This window comes from Rhizobium sp. 01N447_2 (assembly GCF_056399245.1).
Window position 1 is genome coordinate 78,845 of record NZ_JBFTQY010000012.1, and the last position, 21,493, is coordinate 100,337.

Sequence of the window (21,493 nt, forward strand, 5' to 3'; positions counted from 1 at the left end):
TTTTTACACATGTCGTTATCGCAAAACCGCTGCACAGTTTTGCGCGACATGCGTTAGAGTTGCTGATTTGAGCAAGATCCCGACAGGTCTCACAAGGTCCCGAGAGAGGGATCAAGCCCTCCTCCTTATGTTCCTCCGCGTCGAACACGACCGCCCTTTCAGTTGGAAGGGCGCCAAGACAAGGAGATAAACCATGACGAATATCGATGGAAAAATCGCGCTGGTCACCGGCGCCTCGAGCGGCATCGGCGCCGCAACCGCATTGAAGCTCGCCGAGGCCGGCGCGAAGGTTGGGATCGCCGCCCGTCGCACCGACAAGCTTGAAGGCCTCCAAAAGGAGATCGCCTCCAGGGGCGGTGAAGCCCTCGTGATCGAAATGGACGTTGTCGATCCAGCCTCCGTCGAAGCCGGCGTCAAAAAGCTGGTGGGTGCCTATGGTTCGATCGACATTCTCGTCAACAATGCCGGTCTGATGCCGCTTTCGGATGTCGATCAATTCAAAGTCGACGAATGGCACCGGATGGTCGACGTCAATGTCAAAGGCCTGCTGAATACTACGGCTGCCGTTCTGCCGCAGATGATCAATCAACATTCGGGCCACATCTTCAACATGTCGTCGATTGCTGGCCGCAAGGTCTTCAAAGGCCTGTCGGTTTATTGCGCCACCAAGCATGCGGTGGCTGCGTTCTCCGACGGCCTGCGGATGGAAGTGGGCCAGAAGCACAATATCCGGGTGACCTGCATCCAGCCGGGCGCCGTGGCAACAGAGCTGTACGATCACATCACGGAGCCTGGCTATATCAAGCAGATGGACGACCTTGCCAAGCAGATGACGTTCCTGCAGGGCGCGGACATCGGCGACACCATCGTCTTCGCGGCGCAGGCGCCAGCACATGTGAATGTCGCGGAACTCTTCGTTCTGCCGGTCGAACAGGGCTGGTAATCACGCCAGAACGTCTTTCAGCTTCCCCGCATAGGTGTGGGGAAGAGACTCGCGAAGGAGCCGCACGATGAAAGAGATTTCCGCTTCCCAGGCCTATCGCCTGCTCGAACCCGGCCCGATCGTCCTTGTGACGACGAGCCTTGAGGGCACGCAGAATGTGATGACGATGGGTTTTCACATGGTGATCCAGCACGCACCGTCGTTGATCGGTTGCGTCATCGGCCCCTGGGACTTCAGCCACCGGACCCTGAAAAATACCGGCGAATGCGTGATTGCGATTCCAGCTGTCGATCTTGCCGAAACCGTGGTGGACATCGGTAATTGCTCCGGTGACACGGTGGACAAGTTCGAGCGGTTCAGCTTGAGGACTCGTCCAGCAAAGGATGTCGCGGCGCCGTTGCTGGTGGACTGCCTTGCCAATATCGAATGCCGTGTTGCCGATCCGGGTCTCGTCGATCGATACAATCTCTTTATCCTCGAAGCGAAGAGGATCTGGACCGACGAGACCCGCAAGGAACGACGGACCATGCATCATCGCGGTAACGGCAGCTTCACCGTCGATGGCGGCACGCTCGATCTCCGGAAGCGCATGGTGAAGTGGCGGCATTTGCCATAAGGCGCCCCGCCGCACGCGAAAAACACATCCCCTAAACTTCACACTGATTGAAAGGATATCATCATGTCCGCCTACCTCGTTGTCGATCTCGATATCCACGACCCCGAAGCCATTGCCGATTACCGCTCGAAGGCCTTGCCCCTGGTGGCAAAGGCCGGCGGCCGCCTCATCGCCCTCGATGACGCGCCCCTCGAACTCGAAGGCTGGCAGGCGACCAATATGCTGATCATCGAGTTTCTCGATATGGATGCCATCCGTGGCCTCTTTGCATCGCCCGAATATGCGCCGCTCGCACACCAACGGCAGACTGCCGCAGGTTCGCGGATCATTGCCTTGCGCGGCGTTTGATAACATTCGAGGGCGTGCGATCCCGACAGCACACGTCAGGGGAAACCGAAGTCGCCTCACCGATCACAGCAGAAGGAGCGTGCCGGCGAATTGACGACTTCTCGTTGGCCTCGCCGGCCGCCTATCAGGCGCCGGCTTCCGCCAGGGCAGGCGCCTTTACCTTGTCGATCCGGCATTGGAAGCAGTTGTTGCGCGCTGAGCGCACATGCACATAGCCGATCTCCGACCGCGCGAGCAATGTCTCGGCATAGGCCTGAATCTCAGCAATATCAGTCACCGCACCGGTGCCATAGACGATGCGATCGTTGGCGCTATAGCCGCGGACGATGAAGTCGGGGCTCATCGCCAGCATCGGCGGCTGGATCTCTTCGGCGGCGTAACGTCGGCAGGGCTGTTTGTGTAGGAAAATCGGGCCGGTTTCGGCATAGGGCTGCAGCGCGGGGAAGGGCCGGTAGGCGAAAACCAGCAGTTCCTCGCCTTCTTCGATATTCCCCAAGCAGTGGCGGCAGGGATTGCCGTCACCGTCGGAAACTATCGTCTCGGGCAGCCCGTCATAGGCGTCGCGCCCGCCGTTCCAGAGGTGTTCGGCGTCGGTCGTTGGCATGGCAACAAAACGAATGGCGGTCATGGCAGATCTCCTTTGTGATAGCCATGAAATGCACCCGGACGAGTGTGCAAGCCACCCGATTCTTGCGCACCGCAGGCATTGGCGATCGAGTGAAACGCGGAGTTTGCTTCTTTCGCAAAGCGCACACTCCCACCTCCTCGTAACCTCAGACACTGCGGGAGTGCGCCGGGCATATTGGGCGTCTTCATACCGTGGTACACGATCGGATGGCCCATGGTCGGGCCGCTGCTCGGTTTTGAGAGGGTGCGCTGGCTGGGTGGCTAACCCATCACGAATTTCGGTTTGGAGGGACAGATGATGGCCGAAGAAGCAGCATTGAACTTCGCGGACTTCTATGATGCCGAGCTTGCTCTCCATAACGCGCATTTTCGGGTCGCCGCCGCGGTCGGGCGGTCTGATCGTGTTCTCGATATCGGTTGCGGCGCCGGACAAACCACACGTGACGCCGCTCGCGCTGCCGAAGCAGGACGGGCGCACGGGATAGACCTGTCCGCCACGATGCTGGAGATTGCCCGCCGGCGCAGCGCCGAGGAGGGACTACCCAATGCGACGTTCGAACTGGCGGATGCACAGAACCATGTCTTCGCAAAAGGGGAATTCGACCTTTGCATCAGTCGATTTGGTGTCATGTTCTTCGCCGATCCGGCGGTGGCTTTCGCCAACATCGCCAACGCCGTACGCCCGGGTGGGCGTTTCATTTTCATGGTCTGGCAGGGCAGAGACCACAATGAGTGGGCGACCGCCATACAGGAGGCGCTTGATCCGGATTCAACCGGTCCGGTTGCGGCTAGCAAAGCCTTTTCGCTGAGCGAAACCTCGGTAACGTCTGGACTGCTAGAAACGGCGGGGTTCACTGCCATCGAGTTTCATGAAGTCAACGAGCCTGTGTTCTACGGTCCGGATCCCGAGACTGCATTGGTGACGATTCAGACATTTGAAAATGTGAAGAACGCCCTCGATCGTCCCGCCAAGACAGCCGAAATACGGGCGCGGCTGCTCGACATGCTGGAGGAGCACCGGACACCCCACGGAATTCAATTCGATTCGCGCGCATGGCTGATCACCGGCCGCCGGTACGGCGACAGTCCCCTGCGCGCTAAGTGATTTCCGCTCAGCGTGAATGTCGGCTTTTGGCCAAGCCGACATGGCTGGCATTTGCTATCGAATTCCGCAAAACTGCATGACGAAAAGGAAAAAGCCTATGCCCGACATCGATCTCGCGCTGCTGGCGCAACAGAATGCGGAAATACTGGAAGAGCTCAAGGCTCTGCGCCGGGAAGTGGCGGAACTGAAGGAACAGTCGGGCCGCACGCTCGATTTCGAGCGCCGCAACGACCCGCGCCGCCCGAACAGCCTGACGCAGCGTTAGTCGCCTCCTCTTACGTCGGGAAGAAGCCGTCAGCTTTTCCGTGCAATCTCCAGAAGCTCCTTGTCGCTGAGCGGCCGGACGATGCCGGTGCCTGTGGACACGGGGGAGAAGCCGTACATCTGGTAGAGCTGCAGCGCACGCGGATGGTCGAGATTATTGGTGGTGGTGGTAACCCGCTTAGGATTGAGCGACCAGATGGCATAGAGCGCCTGCAGCAGGAACCATTTGCCGATGCCGAGACCGAGCGCATGTTCGATCAGGCCGAAATGGCTGAGCTCGATCATATCCTCGTCTTCGCAGAAATATTCATAGAAGCCGGCGGGCGCGCCGTTCACGTAGAGAACGCTGATATTGTTGCGTTTGTCGTTCAGCGTCTCGGCAAGCTGCTCGTCGCTCATGCGCAACCGATCCACCCATTGCCAGCGCGCACCCACCTGCCGGTAGAGATACCGGTAGAAGGGCAGCGGGATCTCCGGAGTGCGCATGATCGCCGTCTGGATGTTGACGGGCACCGGCATGCTCGCCTTCGGCGGCGCCGTCATTTCGAGCCGGGTGATGTGAGCTTTCAGCGAAGCGGGTGTCTTCCCCATGGCGATCAGGCTTTGACCGGCGTCGGCGGACCGGTGACGATGGGCGTATCGTCACGACTGCCCCATTCGCTCCACGAGCCGTCATAAAGCTTGTTATCGCGATGGCCGAGCGATTCCAGCGCCAGCGTGATGATCGCCGCGGTGATTCCCGAGCCGCAGGAGGTGACGACAGATTTGGAAAGATCGATGCCGGCATCCTCAATCGTCTGCCTGAGGTCGGGCAGCGACTTGAATCGGCCCTGGCTGGCGAAGACGCCGGAGGGCAGGCTGCGGGCGCCAGGCATATGGCCGGAGCGCATGCCGGCACGCGGTTCGGGTTCGGCGGCTGCGAAGCGGCCGGCGCTGCGGGCATCGGCGATCTGCATCGCGCCGCTGGAGACGATGTCACGCATCCTATCAAGCGTCACCACGCGGCTTTCATCGAATTTGGGCGTGAAGGTCGCCGACGCAGGATTGGGTGCTGCGGTTTCCAGCGGACGGCCCTCGGCCTTCCAGCCGTCGAGACCGCCATCGAGAACGAAGACATTTTTCGCGCCCATCACCCGGAAAAGCCACCAAACGCGCGGCGAGGCGAACAGGCCGATACCGTCATAGACGACGATCCGATCGTTCTCGCTGATGCCGAGCCGGCCGACTTCGGCGGCGAAATAATCGGGCGAGGGGATCGTGTGCGGCAGCGACGTCGAATGGTCGGCGATCTTGTCCTGGTCGAAACGGATGGCGCCGGGAATATGGCCGGCCGCATATTCGGCATCGGCATCGCGCTTCTGCGCCGGCAGATAGAAGGAGGCGTCCAGCACGCGCAGGTCAGCTTTGCCGAGCTCGGACTGCAGCCAGTCGGCCGAAACGACGAAACGGCTCTTGGTCTCACTCATGATGGTCTCCCTTGATGGTCAGGCTTCGTCGCCGGGCGTGCCGAAGCGGATGCGGAAGCGCCGGTTCTCTTTGCCCTTCTTTTCGATTTTGGCGATATGGATCCGGCCGACTTCCTGAGTCTCGGAGACATGTGTGCCGCCGCAGGGTTGGCTGTCAATCGAGGAGTTTTCGCCGATGCAGACGAGGCTGACGCGCCCAAGCCCCATCGGCGGGCGCACGTTCTTCGATTTGACGATGTCGGGATTGGCCACAAGCTCCTCGTCGGTGATCCATTGCAGGGTGACCGGATGGTTCTGCTCGACCAGTTCCATCAGCTTGGCCGTCACCGCGTCCTTGTCGATCGTCTCGATCATGTCGAAGTCGACGCGGCTTTCCTCCTCGCCGACGGCAGCCCCGGTGATCGGATAGGAGCAGACGACGGAAAGCAGGTGGCAGGCCGTGTGCATGCGCATCAGCCTGTAGCGGCGCGGCCAGTCGACATGCAGCACCAGCGTCTCGCCGACCACAGGCCGCGGCTCGTTTTCGAGCKGTACATGGATGATGACATCTTTGCTTGGACCATGCTTCGTCTGGCCGAGCGCGATCTTGCTGCCGTCGGCGCGTTCGAACTCTCCGGTGTCACCAGGCTGGCCACCTGATGTCGCATAGAAGCAGGTCTGGTCCAGTTCGATGCCCCCGTCTTCGTGAACGGCGGTGACGACCGCCTCGCACGTCGAGAGATAGAAGTCGTCACGATAGAGGGCATTGACGGGCATAGGGTCTCACACGGGCTCGTAGGGAACGTGGATATCGGGCGACTTGGCCATCCAGCCCGGAACGGGCAGTCCTTTCGACGTCAGGAAATCCGGGTTGAAGAGTTTTGACTGATAGCGGTTGCCGTAATCGCAGAGGATCGTCACCACCGTGTGACCAGGTCCGAGATCCCGGGCGAGATTGACCGCGCCGGCAATGTTGATCGCTGTCGAGCCGCCGAGGCAGAGGCCCTCGTTCTCGACGAGGTCGAAGAGATAAGGAAGCGCTTCGGCATCCGGGATCCGATAGGCATAGTCAGGCGTGAAACCCTCGAGATTGGCGGTGATGCGGCCCTGGCCGATGCCCTCGGTGATCGAGGATCCCTCGGATTTCAGCGCGCCGTTCTGGTAGAATTCATAGAGTGCGGCGCCGTCGGGATCGGCGATGCCGATCTTGACGTCTGCCTTGAAAGCCTTGAGGCCGGCAGCCACGCCTGCCAGCGTGCCGCCGGAGCCGACGGAGCAGATGAAGCCGTCGACCTTGCCGTCGGTGTCTTTCCAGATTTCTTTTGCCGTCGTTTCGACATGCGCCTGACGGTTGGYGACGTTGTCGAACTGGTTTGCCCAGATCGCCCCGTTCGGCTCGGTCTTCGCCAACTGCTCTGCCAGCCGCCCGGATACCTTCACGTAGTTGTTCGGGTTCTTGTAGGGAACGGCGGGCACTTCGACGAGTTCGGCGCCGAGCAGCTTCAGCGCGTCTTTCTTTTCCTGGCTCTGCGTTTCCGGGATGACGATGACGGTGCGATAACCCAGCGCCTTGGCGACCAGCGTCAGCCCGATGCCGGTATTGCCGGCCGTACCCTCGACGATGACGCCGCCCGGACGAAGCAATCCCTTCCGCTCTGCGTCGCGGATGATGTAGAGCGCGGCGCGATCCTTTACCGACTGGCCGGGGTTCAGGAACTCCGCCTTGCCGAGAATGGTGCAGCCGGTCATCTCTGAGGCGCCCTTGAGTTTGATCAGGGGCGTGTTGCCGATGGCTTCGAGGACGGAGGGGTGGAAGGTCATGGAATCTGCCTCTATTCGAACTCTTACTTTAGGAATGGTCTTTTCCCTTCACAAGGCTGAGTTGGCAAGAAATGCTATTCCACGCCTCTGGCGGACACGATAAAATTTGCTTTCCTCCCCCGAAATGACGCATGGCCCGCAATCCCGCCGTGTGAAGGGTGATCCGAAGATTGACTTTCCCCGTACGGATGACGACAAAGCGAAAACGCAGCGCGGCAACAGGGCGTGACCGAAACCGACATGGTTCACGAACAGATCGACACGATCGATGCATTGATGGCGCATTATGTTGCCGGCTCCTTGCCCGAGCCGGCGCGTGTGCTGGTGCAGTCTCATYTGGAAATGAAACCGGACAATCGCAGCCTGGTGAACAGCCTCGAGCTGCTGGCCGGCGAAGCTCTGGAAAGCGCGCCCGAAGTTGCCATTGCCGATCGCGACGGGCGGCTTGCGGCGATCTTTTCCTCGGCGTCTCCCGTCCCGGCGCCACGGACGGCCGCGCGGCCGGAAAATGCGCTGTTTCCCCAAGCGTTGCGCGATCTCTTGGGCTTCGATGCCGAGAACGTGCCCTGGCGCAAGCGGTTGCCGGGCTTCAGGGAATATTCGCTCGACATGGACGGCTGCGAGGTCAGCCTGATGTGGATCCGGCCGGGTCGCGCCTTGCCGGCGCACACCCACAAAGGCATGGAACTGATCCTCATTCTCGACGGCGCCTTCAACGATGAACGCGGCCATTTCGGTCCCGGCGACATCTCCATCGCCGACGAGACGGTCGACCACCGGCCGGTTGCCGAAAAGGACAGGCCGTGCATCGCCTTTGCCGTCTCGGACGGACCGGTCAAGCTCACCGGATCCTTTCGTCAGATGATCGGCGACCTGATCGGCTGAAAGCAGCCACAATGGTGTGATAGAGCCGTAAATCCGGAGGGGTTGAGGAACTTCCGGACCTGTTTTCGCATTGATCAGGCAGCCCGGAGGAACATGTCATGCGTGATTTCATTGCCCATCCCGAACATGGAATCGTCTGGATTTCGGGCGCAAGTTCAGGCATCGGCCGGGCGCTTGCGTTAAAGCTCGCTGGCGAAGGATACAAGGTCGCCGTCACCGCCAGAAGCCACGAAAAGCTGGTCGAACTGCAAGCCGAGGCCAATGGCCTTTCGGGCAGTATCATTGTGCTTGACGGCGACGTTACCGATGCCGAGGACATGGAGCATGTCATGGCCTCGATCGAATATGAGCACGGCACGCTCGCCATGGCGATCCTCAATGCCGGCGTCTACCTGCCGGTCCATGCCGAGGATCTGAACCGCACCGATTTCGAGAAGAGCTTTGCCGTCAACCTCTCCGGCGTCGTCAACTGCCTGCTGCCGGCGATCCGCCATATGAAGGCGAAAGGGCAGGGACAGATCGCCATCGTTTCCTCCGTCACCGGCTATGGCGGCCTGCCGACGGGGGCTGCCTATGGCGCCACCAAGGCGGCGCTGATCAATATGGCGGAAAGCCTGAAATTCGATCTCGACAAGATGGGCATCCGCATCCAGCTCGTCTGTCCGGGCTTCGTCGATACGCCGGCGACGAGGAAGAATGCCTTTCCGATGCCGGCTCTGGTATCGGTCGAGGAGGCCGCCCGGGAGATTGCTGCCGGGTTGAAATCGCAGGCCTTCGAGATCACGTTCCCGAAGCGCTTCACCACCATGCTGAAGCTCGCCCGCCTGCTCCCCTATGGCGCTTATTTCACGCTGGTGAACCGCGTGACCGGCTGGCGGGAGCGGCCGTCATTGACGGGTCACCATCCGGTGACGCCGCATGCGGCGGAATGATCAACGGCGCGAGAACACGACCTGGCGTACATCGATATTGCGGGCGCGAAAGCCGGCCTCGCAATAGAACAGATAGAATTCCCAGAGCCGCTTGAAACGGTCGTCGAAGCCCATCGGGCGGATGCGTTCCCAGACCGACCAGAAGCGCTCGCGCCATTCGGCAAGCGTGCGGGCGTAATCGAGCCCGAAGCCGAAGTCCTTGACCAGCGACAGATCGACCTTGCCGGCGAGTTCGGCCAGATGGTTGCGCGTCGGCAGCATCCCGCCGGGAAAGACGTATTTCTGGATGAAGTCGGGATTGCTGCGATATTGGTCGAAGGACTCGTCCTTGATCGTGATGATCTGCAGGCCAGCCTTGCCGCCCGGCTTCAGACATTGCCTGAGTTTGGAGAAATAGGACGGCCAGTATTTCTCGCCGACCGCTTCGAACATCTCGATCGAGACGATCCGGTCATAGAGCCCTGCTTCATCTCGGTAATCCTGGAAGCGGAACTCCACGCGGTCGTCGAGGCCGGCCTTGTGGATACGTTCTTGGGCAAAGGCGAGCTGCTCGCGGCTGATCGTCAGCCCGGTCACCTTGCAGTTCAGCTCACTTGCGGCAAATTCGGCAAAACCGCCCCAACCGCAACCGATCTCCAGCACGTGATCGCCGGGCCCGATGCCGGTTGCCTCGGCGAGCGCCCGGTATTTGGCATTCTGGGCCGATTGAAGATCGTTGGCGCCCGTGGAATAGAGCGCTGAGGAATAGGTCATGCTCGGATCGAGCCATTCCTTGTAGAAATCGTTACCGAGATCGTAATGGGCGGAGATGTTGCGCTTCGAGCCCGTCTTGGTATTGGTGTTCATCCAATGGCGGAGGCGCTCAAAGAGGCGGCCAAGGCCGCCCTTGCCATTGGCATAGCTGTGCGCGGCCTCGCCGTTGACGAGGAAGAGTTCGAGGAAGGCGGTGATGTCGGGGCTGTCCCAGTCGCCGTCCATATAGGTTTCGGCGACCCCGATCGTGCCGCTCGTCAGCGCCCGATAGGCAAGATTCCAGTTGTTGAGGCTGAGCGCCGCCTTCGGCCCGGGCTGCTTGCCCTCCACCAGCAGCTTGCGACCGTCGGGGAGAGTAACGGCAAGCGAGCCGTGCTGCATGCGCAGAAGCCCGCGCAACGCCAACTTCGCCTTGAAGGGCAGACCCTTCACCAGACGAGATATGTTTTCCCCCGTCAGCGTCACCGCGTCGCGGGCCAGCAGATTCCAGTCCTGCGCCTTGCTCATCTCTCCTCCTCCAGTATTCTCTTGCCGGTTAGAGATGCTTATACATCCGCGACGATGCGCTCGACCGACCCCCGGCTATTGCACCGAAGGCTACTGCATAATTCCGTAAATCGGAACCGATTTGCGGATAAAATTATGCAGCAGTTCAAAGCGTTACAGCGTCCTTTGCGCGTCTGAAAAGACGCGCGGCGCTGTAATGTCATTCCGCCGCGTCCGCAAGCGGGAGGGGTTGCCGGATGCTGACTTCTGGCGGAGGCGCTGGACGCCTGACGTAGCGCGCGCCTTTCAGCCACAATTTCAGCGCTTCCCAATGAATGCAGGCGATGATCTTGAAGGTGAGGAAGGGGATGCGCGCCGTCAACCCCAGGAGCGAGGCGCTGGTCAACGGCACCTGCCGTCCGGAAAACGTCGCCGAGAGAAGCGGGCCTTCGCTGTCGTTTTCCAGGATGCGCCAACGGATTTCGGCGCCGGGCGGCAGCATGCGGAAATGATAATGCGCCGTCATGCCGATGAAGGGCGAGACATGGAAGAGCTTGTCGCAGCTCTGGCGAAGCCCGCTTTCCGACATCTCGCCGTGGCCGACCGGACAGATATAGCTGTGCCGCTCGCCGAAAGTATTGCGCACTTCGTAGATCATCGCGACGAGCGTGCCACCGGCATCATAGGCGTGATAGACGGAAAGCGGGTTGAAGACATAGCCGAGAATTCGGGGATAGCAGACGAGCAGGATCCTGTCCGCGCGGTCGAGCCCTGCCTTGGCGAGCAGCCGGTCGGCATAGGCGCGCAGCGACGTGTCCCCGATGTCGGCATGGTCCTTCTCGTGAAACGAGACGAGATTGCGTCTGTTGACGGAAAATAGCACCGACAGCCCGCCGGCCTCGTCCAGCCTGTCGAGATCGATAAGCAGCGAGAAGACACGGTAGCGGAAGCGATGGCCGAACGGCTTCATGCGTTGATGCATGATCTCGCCGACATAGAGCGCCGCCGCAGCATTCGGTGGCGCACCGTTGGCCACCGCGTTCATGCCACGTTTTTCGCCGTGCCCTGTCATGCCGCCGCATCCGGTTGAGGTTGTCGGGAGGTGAGGGCCGTTCGCCAGGGTATGATCCCGCCCAAGGCCTCTGCCGCCGCCAGACCGGAAACCAGTCCATCCTCGTGAAATCCGTACCCCGTCCAGGCACCGGCGAAATAGCAATTGTTCTGTCCCTGAATGGTGACAAGCGCCTGTTGCGCAGCCATGGCGTCCGCCGAGAACTGCGGATGTTCGTAGGTGAATTCGGCAAACATCTTATGGGGGGCCGGCTCGCGGTCGGGATTGAGGGTCACGAACAGCGGGAATTTTTCGTCGATGCCCTGCAGCCGGTTCATCCAGTAAGTCACGGCGACGTCCGCGTTTCCGTCTTCACGGCTGGAACGCAGATAATTCCATGAGGCCCAAACCTTGCGCCGCTGCGGCATCAGCGTTTGGTCGCGATGCAGGACGACTCGGTTCGGCTGGTAGGGAATGGCCGCAAACAGCCTGCTTTCCCGATCGGTGGCATCGGCGAGCAGACGGGCTGTCTGATCGCTGTGGCAGGCGAAGATCACCTTGTCGAACGGGTGTTCGATCCCCGTCTCGTCGATGATCGTGACGCCGCGCTCGGAGCGGATGACCCCACGTACGCCGCAGGAAAGTTTCACGCGTTCGCCGAGCGGCCGAAGCAGCCGGTCGAGATAGGTGCGGCTGCCGCCGGTCACTGTGCGCCACTGGTGTTGCCGGCGATAGATCAGCCGGTGATTGTCGAAGAAATTGACGAACTGCTCGGCGGGAAACTGCAGCATGCGGGCTGATGGTGTCGACCAGATCGCCGCCGCCATCGGCACGAGATAGTTGTTGGTGAAACCGGGCGAGAAGCCGCGCCAGTCGAGATAATCGCCGATCGAGCGCGAGGAGAGATGACCGGCTGCCCGATCTTCGAGGCAGGTGCGGTTGAAGCGTAGGATCTCGCGGATCATCCACAGGAAAGACGGCCTCAGCAGGTTGCGCTTCTGCGCGAAGACCGAGGACAGCCCGCCGCCGCTCCATTCCAGTCTGCCGCGGTCGAGCGAAAGCGAAAAGCTCATGTCGCTTGCATGCGTCGCGATGCCGAGCTCGGCAAACAGCGCCGTGAGATTGGGATAATTCTGTTCGTTGTAGACGATGAAGCCGGTATCGACCGCAATTTGAACCCCGTCGTAATCCACGTCGACCGTCGCCGTATGGCCTCCGGCCCGCGCTTGGCTTTCATAAAGCGTAACGTCGTGCACCTGACACAGCGCCCAGGCTGCGGAGGCGCCGGAGATGCCGGAGCCGATGACGGCGATCCTCAGCCGGCGTGGAGCGGGACGGAAGTGCGCGTTCATGCAGCATCCCTCGTGGCGTTGTAAGCGGCGAGCGCCCGGTTGCGGGCGCTCGCGTGATCGACGATTGGTTTCGGATAGGTTTGGCCAAGCGTGATGCCGGCCTCGTCGAGCATGCTCTTCGGCGCCTCGAACGGCCGGTGGATGTAGTTTGACTCGAGCCCTCGAAGCTCCGGCACATAGGTCCTGACATAGTCGCCGTCGGGATCGAATTTTTCGCCCTGCAGCACCGGATTGAAGATGCGGAAGAACGGCGAGGCATCGGCTCCCGAACCTGCCACCCATTGCCAGCTTGCGGCATTGTTGGCGGGATCGGCATCAACAAGCGTATCCCGGAACCAGGTTTCGCCCCGGCGCCAGTCCACCATCAGATCCTTGATGAGGAAGGAGGCGACGATCATGCGCACGCGATTGTGCATCCAACCATGGTGCCAGAGCTGGCGCATGCCGGCATCGACGATCGGATAGCCGGTCATGCCGCGGCGCCACGCCTCGAAATCTCCGCTGTCGTTGCGCCATTCGAAGCCGTCGAATCGATCGTTCCAGTTGGCTGAGGCAAGACGCGGAAAATGGAAAAGCAGGTGATAGGAAAATTCGCGCCAGGCGATCTCCTTGCGGAAATGCACGATGTTGGCCGCCGGCACCCGTTGCGACAGGCCGCGTGTCGCATCCCAGATACGGGCAGGGGATATCTCGCCCAGCGCCAGATGCGGCGACAGCATCGACGTCGCCGGTCTCGCTGGATAGTCTCGGTTTTCCTTGTAGCTCTCGAGCGCGTCTTCAACGAAGGCGCGGAGCTTCTCATGCGCGGCATCTTCGCCGGGCGTCCAGAGATCAACGAAATCGCCTGCCCAGTCCGGCTTCGTCGGCGGCAGCTTCCAGCTCTCAAGCCTTTCCGATGCCGGAAATTGCGATGCCAGCCGCAGCTTCGCCGGCGCGTCCAGCGGCGGCTGCGGTTCACCGGAGCCCTCCAGCGCGCGCCAGAATGGCGTGTAGACGCGATAGGGCGTGCCGTTGCCGGTCATCAGCCGGGAAGGTTCGTGCAGCAACTGGCCGCCGAAGCTTCTCGCGTCGATCGCCTGCTTCTCCAGTTCGCGCTTGATACGGATGTCGATCGACGTCCCTGATGGATCGTAGCGTCGGTTCCAGAAGACGGCTTCGGCACCGCTCTCCCTGATAAAGGCGCAGAGCACTTCAAGCGCCTCGCCGCTTGCAAGCACCAACCGTCCCTGCCGCTTGCGCAGCGACCTGTCCAGCGCTTCGAGTGAATGATGCAGCCACCATGCCTGCGCAGCACCCAGCGGACCGGTGCCTGCTGCCTCCGGTTCTCTAATATAGAGCGGGATAATCGGCCGTCCGGAGCGGTGGGCGGCGTCAAGCGCGTGGTTGTCGTCAAGTCGCAGGTCCTTGCGAAACCAGAGGATAACAGGTGGTGCCGCGTCCTTTGCCAATGAAGCCGTTCCCCGCTTGTGTTCTTTTCAACCCGCTACGGATGTACGGACCACCCGGATCAAAAGTTTCATCCGGTGGAAAAAGTTTTCACGGCTGTCGGCGACATGAAAAAGGCCGGCGTGAACCGGCCTTTTTCTGAGAGCGGGAGTCTGTCGCTTAAAGCATGTCGCGCAAAAGTGTGCAGCGGTTTTGCGATAACGACATGCGGAAAAACAAAGACCTAAAGCGCAAGGAGCGAATCTGAAAGATCGCGACGCGCTTTAGTTGTCGTACTCGCGGCAGGCTTCGCTGATGGATGCGCCGCTCTGGCCACCGCGGGTGTCGACGCCGGACATTTGTTGCGGCATGCCAGGGCATTCAATCGTCCTCGGCTGGCCGATGCTTTGGGTGGTCGTCGGATCGACCGGTGAGACCGTTACCGGATGAATGCCGTTGTCACTATTGGTGTAATCGGACGAATAGGTGCCGGAACTCGGGTCGGTCGAACCGCCGTTCGTTGGCCCGATCGGATCCGGGTTCGATTGGGCAAAGGCCGACGACGCCATGCCGATGGCAAGTAGCGAAGCGGCGATGAGGGATTTAGTCATAGGATATCCTCCTTTGATTTTCATCTTGGATGACCTTGGGGTAACTGCCTGATGGATTCATTGTTCCGAAATTTGCAGAAAACCTGCATTCAGGCGCGGCCTGTACGGCATGGTTATGCGTAAACCTTAACGGGCGATGTCGCTGGATCGGCGCCGGCGCATGCCCTACCTGCATGCGGAGATACTAAAAAACCGTGGCATGAGGCCGCTATGTTCGTTTCTTTTCGCGAAGCCGCCGATCTCAGTCTCCAGATAGCGCTTGCGCTCGCCTTGACGGCAAGCGGCATGGCGATCGCGTCGTCTGCCGTGGGCGGCGAGAAGGCTGGTATTTCGGCGCTCGACGTCAGCCGTCCCTCGTTATGGACCGCCGCTCCGATGCGCGTCGATCCGACTACGCAGGCCTACCTGCGCGCCGATGCTCCGGCCGCATTGGAACTCGCCGATGGTGCCGATGACCTCTGCCATGACCTGATCGGCCTCCGGCTTTCCTGCGATTTGATCGTCACCTCCGGTACTGCGGCTTTCTAGGCGAAGGCAGTTTGAAGGCGGTCACCGCCCATCTTCCGGAAGCTTGCAAAACGCAGCGATTTGCCGTTTCATCGCTCGATAGCGTCCACCGTCCGACTCTTTCCCTGAAGGATCCAGCCTTTTGTCTATGCCGATGCCCCACGGCTTCGAGAAGCCCTATGCCGCCTTCCTGTTCGATATGGACGGCACCATCCTCAATTCGATCCGCGCGGCCGAGCGTGTGTGGGGCGACTGGGCGAGACGTCATGGGCTCGATGTCGCCGCCTTTTTGCCGAAGATGCATGGATCGCGCGGCATTGACACGATCACCCGGCTGAACCTGCCGGGAGTCGATCCCGAACATGAATCGAAGCTGGTGACCGAGGCCGAAATCGCCGATGTCAGTGACGTCGTTGCCATTCCCGGCGCCGCGACCTTTCTGAGTTCATTGCCGCCGGATCGCTGGGCGATCGTCACCTCCTCGCCGTTGCGCCTTGCTCACCGGCGACTGGAGGCAGCAGGCTTGCCGTTGCCGAAATTCATGGTGACGGCTGAGGACGTGAAGGTCGGAAAACCCGACCCGCAATGTTATATTCTCGGCGCCGAGCGCCTCGGCGTCAGCACCCAGGATTGCCTTGTGTTCGAGGATGTCGCAGCCGGCATCACCGCCGGCGAGGCGGCGGGTGCCGATGTCATGGTCATCACGGCAACACATCACGACAAGATGGAGACGCCGCACCTGACCCTGTCATCCTATGACGAGATCTCGATCCGCATCTCCCCCGATCACAGGATGCTTATCGTCCCGAACGCGGCCTGAAAGTGCTCCGATCGCGTCCTGCTTGCTTTTGCGCGGTTCACTCCGCGGCGGCTGCAAGACAGCGATCGATGATCCTGCCGATTTCGCTGCGGCAGGAGCCGCAATTGGTTCCAGCGCTGGTTTCCTTGCCGACCGCCTCGACGCTGTGACATCCGCCGCGCGCGGCAGCAGCGATCTGGTTGACCCCGACACTGAAGCAGGAGCAGACGGTGGCGCCCGGATCCGGCCTGCCGGCACCGGGACGACCCGCAACGAGCGCAAAGCGCTTCCTGAGGTCGCCATGCGAGGCTGAAAGCTGCGAGATCGCCCAGTTGCGCGCGACGGCGACGGGCTCGCGAGCCAGAAATAGCGCGGCAAGCAAGACCTCGCCATCGAAGAAGGCGAGCCTGAGGTCGCCGGATTGCCGGTCGGCATAACCAAGCGGTTCGATCTCTGCCGGAATGGCGAAAACCGCCCGGCACCAGGCCGTCCAGTCTTCGACGTTTTCTCCGAAGGCAAGCTCCAGCCGCCAGCCGCCGGCGGCTTTTGCCAGCGCCCAATAGGCGGCGTCAGGTGTGGCAGGTTTTGTGGCGGAGACGGCGAAACCGTAATGGGTGGCGCGAAACGGCCGGACGGCGACGGCAACGTTCTTCGATGCCGGCTGACCGGAAACAGGATCGGTGATCGGTGCGACCACGGCGTCGATCCGCGCTCTTGCGGCGAACTGGTCGTTCCAGTGCATCGGCGCAAAGATGCCGCCGCGCGCCTGGCGATCGGTGACCAGCGCCCTGACGATTGCCTTGCCGTGCGGGCTGTCGATTTCGACGAGGCCCGCACTTGATATGCCGGTCTCGATCGCGTCGCGCGGATGGATCTCGGCAAAGGGTTCGGCGATATGGGCGGAAAGCCGCGCGCTCTTTCCGGTTCGCGTCATCGTGTGCCATTGGTCGCGGATGCGCCCGGTATTCAGCGTAAAGGGGTGCTCGGCATTGGTGCGATCCGTTGCGGGCGGTTTGACCGCGACGAAGCGCGCCTTGCGATCGGGGTGGAAGAAACCACCTTCGGCGAAGAAGCGGGTGATGCTTGGTTCTGTCCCTGCCGCCTGCGGCCACTGGAAGGGCGACAGTTCGTCATAGGCGCCGCCGCTCATGCCGGCGCGCGCGCCGATGTCGAAATCGCGGCTGCCGTTATTTTCGAAGGCGGAAAGCGCGGCGTGTTCGTCGAAGATTGCGGCCGGTGCATCAAAATCGAAGGCGCCGGCAAATCCCATGCGGCGTCCCACCTCCGCAAGCTGCCACCAGTCGGCCCTTGCATCGCCGGGGACGTCGAGAAACGGTCGCTGCCTTGAAATGCGCCGTTCGGAATTGGTGACGGTGCCATCCTTTTCGCCCCAGCCGAGCGAGGGCAAAAGCACATTTGCGTGCCGGGTCGTATCCGTCTCTTTCAGGATGTCCGAGACGACGACGAAGGGACAGGCGGCGATCGCGCTTTCGACACTGTCGGCATCCGGCATCGAGACGACGGGATTGGTCGCCATGATCCAGAGCGCCTTGATGCGCCCGTCGGCCACGGCTTGGAACATGTCGACCGCCTTCAGGCCGGGCTTTGCGGCGATGACGGGCGAGTTCCAGAAGCGCTGTACGCGATCCCGGTCTTCGGCGTTTTCGATCGCCATATGGGCGGCAAGCATATTGGCAAGACCGCCGACCTCGCGCCCGCCCATGGCGTTCGGCTGGCCGGTCAGCGAAAACGGTCCCATGCCAGGGCGGCCGATGCGGCCGGTCGCCAGATGRCAGTTGATGATGGCATTGACCTTGTCGGTGCCGGAGGAGGATTGGTTGACGCCCTGGCTGTAGCAGGTCACGACTTTCAGCGTCGTCTCGAACAGGCGGAAGAATTCCCTGATCTGCATGGCTGGCAGGCCGGTCCGTTCCAGGAGATCGTTGATATCGAGCGCGGCGGCGGCGGCAAAAGCGTCGCCGAAACCTTCGGTATGGGCGGCGATATAATTCTGGTCGATTGCCGGACTTGTCGCGATATGGGCAAGCAGTCCCATGAACAGCGCGACGTCACCATCCGGGCGGATGGCGAGATGCAGGTCGGCGATATCGCAGGTCATCGTCCGGCGCGGATCGATGACGACGATCCGCATGTTTGGCCGCGCCGTCTTTGCGGCGGCAAGCCGCTGATAGATGACGGGATGACACCAGGCAAGGTTGGAGCCGGTCAGGACCACCAGATCCGCAAGTTCGATATCCTCATAGGTCCCGGGCACCGTATCGGCGCCGAAAGCGCGGCGATGCCCCGCCACGGAAGAGGACATGCAGAGCCTTGAATTGGTGTCGATATTGCCGGAGCCAATGAAGCCCTTCATCAGCTTGTTGGCGACATAATAATCCTCGGTCAGCAACTGGCCCGAGACGTAGAAGGCAACGGCGTCAGGCCCGTGTTCGGCGATCGTTTCAGAAAAACGCCGGGCGACCAGATCAAGCGCCTCGTCCCAATCACTCCGTTCGCCTTCGATCTCGGGATAGAGAAGCCGGCCATCGAGATCGATGGTTTCGGCAAGGGCTGAACCCTTCGAGCAGAGCCGGCCGAAATTCGACGGATGCTCGGGATCTCCTTTGACGCTGACTGCGCCTGCCTCGTCGATCGTGGCGAGAACGCCGCAGCCGACACCGCAATAGGGACAGGTGGTCTTGACCTCAGCCGCCATCTATTCCGCCGCCATCATCAGGCTTTCCAAGGCGATGAACAGCCTGCCGTCTTCGTTCAGCACCGGTATCGTCCGGACCTCGCCTTCGTCGGCGCCGAGCGCCTTGCCTGTTTCCAGCGAGATCACCCAGTTGTGCAGCGGGCAGGTGACTGACTTGGCGTGGACGATGCCCTGGGAGAGCGGGCCGCCCTTGTGCGGGCAGTGATCCTCGATGGCGAAGACCTCGTTTTCGGCCGTGCGGAAGACGGCGATCTTGCCCTGCGGCGTCTTCACGCAGCGCGCCCCGCGCAGCGGGATGTCGGAGATGTCACCGATTGCGATCCAGTTCATGTCCATCTCCTTACTCTGCAGCCTGCGGATAGCCGATCGTCGCCATCGGCTTGAACTCATGCTTGTCCTTGCCGGAAACACGCTCCGACCAGGGATCGACCTGGGCAAATTTCTGGGAGAAGACGAAGCGGTCGTAATAGGCTTTGCGCTTTTCGGCATCGCCCATGATCTGGCGGCGGATTTCCTCCAGGCCGATGCGCTTGGCCCATTTGTAGATGCGCTCGAGATAGCGGGCCTGCTCGCGGTACATCTGCGTCAGCGCCACGATATGCTCCAGCGCCTCGTCCTCGGTCCGGACAAGCCCAAGGACCTCCGTGCCCTTGATGTCGAGACCGGCCGCACCTGCGAAATGGATCTCGAAACCGGAATCCACGCAGATCACGCCGATGTCCTTACAGGTTGCTTCCGCGCAGTTGCGCGGGCAGCCGGAGACGGCCATCTTCAGCTTGGCCGGCGTCCAGGAGCCCCACATGAACCTTTCGATGCGGATACCGAGGCCGGTGGAATCCTGCGTGCCGAAACGACACCAGTCCGAACCGACACAGGTCTTCACGGTGCGCAGGCCCTTGGCATAAGCCTGGCCGGAGACGAAGCCGGCCTTGCCGAGATCGGCCCAGACGGCGGGCAGGTCTTCCTTCTCGATGCCGAGCAGGTCGATGCGCTGGCCGCCGGTCACCTTCACCATCGGGATCTCGAACTTGTCGACGACATCGGCGATGGCGCGCAACTCGTTCGAATTGGTGACACCGCCCCACATCCGCGGAACGACGGAATAGGTGCCGTCCTTCTGGATGTTGGCATGCACACGTTCATTGATGAACCGCGACTGGTAGTCGTCGGCATATTCGTCCGGCCAATCGCAGACCAGGTAATAATTGAGCGCCGGCCGACATTTGGCGCAGCCGCACGAGGTCTTCCACTCGAGCTCCTGCATGACGGCAGGGATGCTCTTCAGACCCTTGGCCTTGATCAGCCGACGAACGTCGTCATGGCCGAGTTCGGTGCAGGTGCACATCGGCTGGACCGCAGTCGGATTGTAGCTGTCGCCGAGAGTCAGCGCCATGAGTTGTTCGACGAGGCCGGTGCAGGAACCGCACGAGGCGGATGCCTTCGTGTGGGCGCGTACGTCGTCGAGCGACGTCAGCCCCTTGCCTGAAATCGTCGAAGTGATCTTGCCCTTGCATACGCCGTTGCAGCCACAAATCTCCGCGTCATCCGGCAAGGCTGCAACGGCCGCCATAGGGTCCAGCGGCGACCCTCCCTGATAGGCCTGTCCGAAGATCAGCGTCTCACGCATCTCCGAAATATCGGTCGCCTTTTTCTTCAGGTCGTTGAACCAGGCACCATCGGCGGTCTCACCGTAAAGCACGGTACCGATGATCTTATTGTCCTTCAGAACGAGACGTTTGTAGACGCCGGCTGAAGCATCGCGCAGCACGATCTCCTCGCGGTCGTCGCCGTCGGCGAAATCGCCGAGCGAATAAAGCTCGATGCCGGTGACCTTGAGCTTGGTCGGCGTATCCGCGTGAACGAAGGCGGGCGAGCGATCGCCGGAGAGATGCGAGGCGGCGATACGGGCCATTTCATAGAGCGGCGCAACGAGGCCATAGACCATGCCGCCCACCTCGGCGCATTCGCCGAGCGCGAGAATATCGCCGTCCGAGGTCTGCATGCCTGCATCGACGACGATGCCGCGATTGACAGCAATACCGGCGTCCTTCGCCAGGCCGACACTCGGACGAATGCCGACGGCCATCACGACCAGCGTTGCCGGGATGATGCGGCCGTCGTCAAGCTCGATGCCCTCGACCTTGCCATTGCCGACGATCGCCTTGGTATTGGCCTTGCAGATGACCTTGATGCCGCGTTCCTCGACTGCCTTCTGCAGCAGATAGCCGGCGGCGGGGTCGAGCTGGCGCTCCATCAGCGTCGGCATGACGTGCAATACGGTGACGTCCATGCCGCGCTGGGCAAGGCCGGCCGCTGCTTCCAGGCCAAGCAGGCCGCCGCCGATGACGACAGCCTTTTCGCGCGACTGGGCGGCAAGCAGCATCGCCTGCACGTCGTCGAGATCGCGATAGGTGATGACGCCGGGCAGATCCTTGCCGGGAACGGGAATGATGAAGGGCACGGAACCGGTTGCGATCACCAGCTTGTCGTAGCTTTCGGTGACGCCGTGGTCGGAGGTCACGGTCTTGGCGGCGCGATCGATGTTGACGATCTTGTGGCCCTTGTAGAGCATGATGCCATGCTTGATGTACCAGCCGTCGCCGTGAATGATGATCTGCTCGTAGTCCTTTTCTCCGGAGAGAACCGGCGACAGCATGATGCGGTCGTAATTGACGCGCGGCTCGGCATTGAAGATCGTAACTTCATAGCGACCCGGCGCCTGCTCGAAGAGGTGCTCCAGCATGCGCCCGGGCGCCATGCCATTGCCGATGATGACAAGTTTTTCGGTCATATTTCCAGGTCCTTAG

22 protein-coding genes are annotated in these 21,493 nt (G+C 61.2%); 9 read left to right on the top strand and 13 right to left on the bottom strand.

All coding sequences use genetic code 11. The features are described from left to right. Positions 1-193: 193 nt before the first annotated feature. The 3 genes from AC1ECN_RS10080 to AC1ECN_RS10090 all read left to right on the top strand — a co-directional run bounded on the left by AC1ECN_RS10080 (position 194) and on the right by AC1ECN_RS10090 (position 1,907). Positions 194-943, top strand: coding sequence for an SDR family oxidoreductase (locus AC1ECN_RS10080; protein WP_130672440.1), 750 nt, complete (start codon positions 194-196; stop codon positions 941-943). 67 nt (positions 944-1,010) lie between these two features. Beyond that, positions 1,011-1,559, top strand: a complete 549-nt coding sequence (locus AC1ECN_RS10085; protein ID WP_130672441.1) for a flavin reductase family protein — start codon at positions 1,011-1,013, stop codon at positions 1,557-1,559. A 63-nt stretch (positions 1,560-1,622) separates the two neighbouring features. Beyond that, positions 1,623-1,907 (top strand): DUF1330 domain-containing protein, encoded by a 285-nt coding sequence (locus AC1ECN_RS10090; protein ID WP_029873032.1) that lies wholly within the window; start codon positions 1,623-1,625, stop codon positions 1,905-1,907. Positions 1,908-2,031: 124 nt separating this feature from the next. Here AC1ECN_RS10090 and AC1ECN_RS10095 read toward each other — a convergent pair whose 3' ends face one another. Next, the gene (locus AC1ECN_RS10095) at positions 2,032-2,535 is read right to left on the bottom strand and encodes a DUF1203 domain-containing protein (RefSeq protein WP_130672442.1); all 504 of its coding nucleotides are present in this window, start codon (positions 2,533-2,535) and stop codon (positions 2,032-2,034) included. Positions 2,536-2,829: 294 nt separating this feature from the next. On the opposite strand from AC1ECN_RS10095, the gene AC1ECN_RS10100 reads away from it, so the two are divergent. Beyond that, the gene (locus tag AC1ECN_RS10100; RefSeq protein WP_024320609.1) at positions 2,830-3,639 is read left to right on the top strand and encodes a class I SAM-dependent methyltransferase; all 810 of its coding nucleotides are present in this window, start codon (positions 2,830-2,832) and stop codon (positions 3,637-3,639) included. Positions 3,640-3,736: 97 nt separating this feature from the next. Next, positions 3,737-3,904, top strand: coding sequence for a hypothetical protein (locus tag AC1ECN_RS10105; protein ID WP_231286820.1), 168 nt, complete (start codon positions 3,737-3,739; stop codon positions 3,902-3,904). 29 nt (positions 3,905-3,933) lie between these two features. Here the strand turns inward: AC1ECN_RS10105 and AC1ECN_RS10110 are convergent, their stop codons facing one another. From AC1ECN_RS10110 to AC1ECN_RS10125, 4 genes are read right to left on the bottom strand one after another with little or no spacing between them, the layout of a single operon-like run. Then, the gene (locus tag AC1ECN_RS10110) at positions 3,934-4,494 is read right to left on the bottom strand and encodes a GNAT family N-acetyltransferase (protein WP_018073316.1); all 561 of its coding nucleotides are present in this window, start codon (positions 4,492-4,494) and stop codon (positions 3,934-3,936) included. A gap of 5 nt (positions 4,495-4,499) precedes the next feature. Continuing rightward, positions 4,500-5,369 carry a 3-mercaptopyruvate sulfurtransferase gene (gene sseA / locus AC1ECN_RS10115; RefSeq protein ID WP_130672443.1) on the bottom strand — a complete coding sequence of 290 codons (870 nt, stop codon included), beginning with the start codon at positions 5,367-5,369 and terminating at the stop codon, positions 4,500-4,502. A gap of 18 nt (positions 5,370-5,387) precedes the next feature. Next, complete coding sequence (locus tag AC1ECN_RS10120; protein ID WP_477952893.1) at positions 5,388-6,125, bottom strand: alanyl-tRNA editing protein; 738 nt, start codon at positions 6,123-6,125, stop codon at positions 5,388-5,390. 6 nt (positions 6,126-6,131) lie between these two features. Next, entirely contained in the window at positions 6,132-7,169 is a 1,038-nt protein-coding gene (locus AC1ECN_RS10125; protein ID WP_477952895.1) for a cysteine synthase A, read from the bottom strand. A 225-nt stretch (positions 7,170-7,394) separates the two neighbouring features. On the opposite strand from AC1ECN_RS10125, the gene AC1ECN_RS10130 reads away from it, so the two are divergent. Both AC1ECN_RS10130 and AC1ECN_RS10135 read left to right on the top strand, forming a co-directional pair. Beyond that, on the top strand, positions 7,395-8,054 hold the full coding sequence (locus AC1ECN_RS10130; RefSeq protein WP_024320611.1) for a ChrR family anti-sigma-E factor: 660 nt from the start codon (positions 7,395-7,397) through the stop codon (positions 8,052-8,054). A 98-nt stretch (positions 8,055-8,152) separates the two neighbouring features. Continuing rightward, positions 8,153-8,986, top strand: a complete 834-nt coding sequence (locus tag AC1ECN_RS10135) for an SDR family NAD(P)-dependent oxidoreductase (protein WP_024320612.1) — start codon at positions 8,153-8,155, stop codon at positions 8,984-8,986. On the opposite strand, the gene AC1ECN_RS10140 is transcribed toward AC1ECN_RS10135, so the two are convergent. The 5 genes from AC1ECN_RS10140 to AC1ECN_RS10160 form a co-directional block, all read right to left on the bottom strand. After that, a complete protein-coding gene (locus AC1ECN_RS10140) occupies positions 8,987-10,246 on the bottom strand; it encodes an SAM-dependent methyltransferase (RefSeq protein WP_018496679.1) in 1,260 nt (419 codons plus the stop codon). It abuts the gene before it with no gap. Positions 10,247-10,445: 199 nt separating this feature from the next. Then, positions 10,446-11,297 carry a DUF1365 domain-containing protein gene (locus AC1ECN_RS10145; protein ID WP_130672444.1) on the bottom strand — a complete coding sequence of 284 codons (852 nt, stop codon included), beginning with the start codon at positions 11,295-11,297 and terminating at the stop codon, positions 10,446-10,448. Beyond that, positions 11,294-12,628 carry an NAD(P)/FAD-dependent oxidoreductase gene (locus AC1ECN_RS10150; RefSeq protein WP_130672445.1) on the bottom strand — a complete coding sequence of 445 codons (1,335 nt, stop codon included), beginning with the start codon at positions 12,626-12,628 and terminating at the stop codon, positions 11,294-11,296. Before AC1ECN_RS10150 ends, AC1ECN_RS10145 begins: the two co-directional genes overlap by 4 nt. Beyond that, positions 12,625-14,076 (bottom strand): cryptochrome/photolyase family protein, encoded by a 1,452-nt coding sequence (locus tag AC1ECN_RS10155; protein WP_130672446.1) that lies wholly within the window; start codon positions 14,074-14,076, stop codon positions 12,625-12,627. The genes AC1ECN_RS10150 and AC1ECN_RS10155 overlap by 4 nt, the downstream gene beginning before the upstream one ends. A 261-nt stretch (positions 14,077-14,337) precedes the next feature. Next, positions 14,338-14,664: a hypothetical protein gene (locus tag AC1ECN_RS10160; protein ID WP_018073326.1), complete on the bottom strand. Its 327-nt coding sequence runs from the start codon at positions 14,662-14,664 to the stop codon at positions 14,338-14,340. Positions 14,665-14,874: 210 nt separating this feature from the next. On the opposite strand from AC1ECN_RS10160, the gene AC1ECN_RS10165 reads away from it, so the two are divergent. Together AC1ECN_RS10165 and AC1ECN_RS10170 are read left to right on the top strand one after the other, a co-directional pair. Beyond that, positions 14,875-15,192, top strand: coding sequence for a hypothetical protein (locus AC1ECN_RS10165; RefSeq protein ID WP_018481253.1), 318 nt, complete (start codon positions 14,875-14,877; stop codon positions 15,190-15,192). Between the two features lie 121 nt (positions 15,193-15,313). Then, a complete protein-coding gene (locus AC1ECN_RS10170) occupies positions 15,314-15,991 on the top strand; it encodes an HAD family hydrolase (RefSeq protein WP_130672447.1) in 678 nt (225 codons plus the stop codon). Between the two features lie 37 nt (positions 15,992-16,028). On the opposite strand, the gene AC1ECN_RS10175 is transcribed toward AC1ECN_RS10170, so the two are convergent. Genes AC1ECN_RS10175 through nirB form a run of 3 tightly spaced genes read right to left on the bottom strand, consistent with a single transcriptional unit; the run spans position 16,029 to position 21,477 of the window. Beyond that, positions 16,029-18,686 carry a nitrate reductase gene (locus AC1ECN_RS10175; protein ID WP_130672448.1) on the bottom strand — a complete coding sequence of 886 codons (2,658 nt, stop codon included), beginning with the start codon at positions 18,684-18,686 and terminating at the stop codon, positions 16,029-16,031. After that, positions 18,687-19,022, bottom strand: coding sequence for a nitrite reductase small subunit NirD (gene nirD / locus AC1ECN_RS10180; RefSeq protein ID WP_018073330.1), 336 nt, complete (start codon positions 19,020-19,022; stop codon positions 18,687-18,689). Positions 19,023-19,026: 4 nt separating this feature from the next. Beyond that, positions 19,027-21,477 (bottom strand): nitrite reductase large subunit NirB, encoded by a 2,451-nt coding sequence (gene nirB / locus AC1ECN_RS10185; protein WP_024320620.1) that lies wholly within the window; start codon positions 21,475-21,477, stop codon positions 19,027-19,029. Positions 21,478-21,493 lie beyond the last annotated feature (16 nt).

Bases quoted from the DNA above. Each gene is read 5' to 3' on its own strand.
- nirD (WP_018073330.1), bottom strand. From the start codon at position 19,022: ATGGACATGAACTGGATCGCAATCGGTGACATCTCCGACATCCCGCTG.
- AC1ECN_RS10095 (WP_130672442.1), bottom strand. From the start codon at position 2,535: ATGACCGCCATTCGTTTTGTTGCCATGCCAACGACCGACGCCGAACAC.
- AC1ECN_RS10090 (WP_029873032.1), top strand. From the start codon at position 1,623: ATGTCCGCCTACCTCGTTGTCGATCTCGATATCCACGACCCCGAAGCC.
- AC1ECN_RS10165 (WP_018481253.1), top strand. From the start codon at position 14,875: ATGTTCGTTTCTTTTCGCGAAGCCGCCGATCTCAGTCTCCAGATAGCG.
- AC1ECN_RS10085 (WP_130672441.1), top strand. From the start codon at position 1,011: ATGAAAGAGATTTCCGCTTCCCAGGCCTATCGCCTGCTCGAACCCGGC.
- nirB (WP_024320620.1), bottom strand. From the start codon at position 21,477: ATGACCGAAAAACTTGTCATCATCGGCAATGGCATGGCGCCCGGGCGC.
- AC1ECN_RS10145 (WP_130672444.1), bottom strand. From the start codon at position 11,297: ATGACAGGGCACGGCGAAAAACGTGGCATGAACGCGGTGGCCAACGGT.
- AC1ECN_RS10160 (WP_018073326.1), bottom strand. From the start codon at position 14,664: ATGACTAAATCCCTCATCGCCGCTTCGCTACTTGCCATCGGCATGGCG.
- AC1ECN_RS10100 (WP_024320609.1), top strand. From the start codon at position 2,830: ATGATGGCCGAAGAAGCAGCATTGAACTTCGCGGACTTCTATGATGCC.
- AC1ECN_RS10080 (WP_130672440.1), top strand. From the start codon at position 194: ATGACGAATATCGATGGAAAAATCGCGCTGGTCACCGGCGCCTCGAGC.
- AC1ECN_RS10135 (WP_024320612.1), top strand. From the start codon at position 8,153: ATGCGTGATTTCATTGCCCATCCCGAACATGGAATCGTCTGGATTTCG.
- AC1ECN_RS10150 (WP_130672445.1), bottom strand. From the start codon at position 12,628: ATGAACGCGCACTTCCGTCCCGCTCCACGCCGGCTGAGGATCGCCGTC.
- AC1ECN_RS10105 (WP_231286820.1), top strand. From the start codon at position 3,737: ATGCCCGACATCGATCTCGCGCTGCTGGCGCAACAGAATGCGGAAATA.
- sseA (WP_130672443.1), bottom strand. From the start codon at position 5,369: ATGAGTGAGACCAAGAGCCGTTTCGTCGTTTCGGCCGACTGGCTGCAG.
- AC1ECN_RS10110 (WP_018073316.1), bottom strand. From the start codon at position 4,494: ATGGGGAAGACACCCGCTTCGCTGAAAGCTCACATCACCCGGCTCGAA.
- AC1ECN_RS10140 (WP_018496679.1), bottom strand. From the start codon at position 10,246: ATGAGCAAGGCGCAGGACTGGAATCTGCTGGCCCGCGACGCGGTGACG.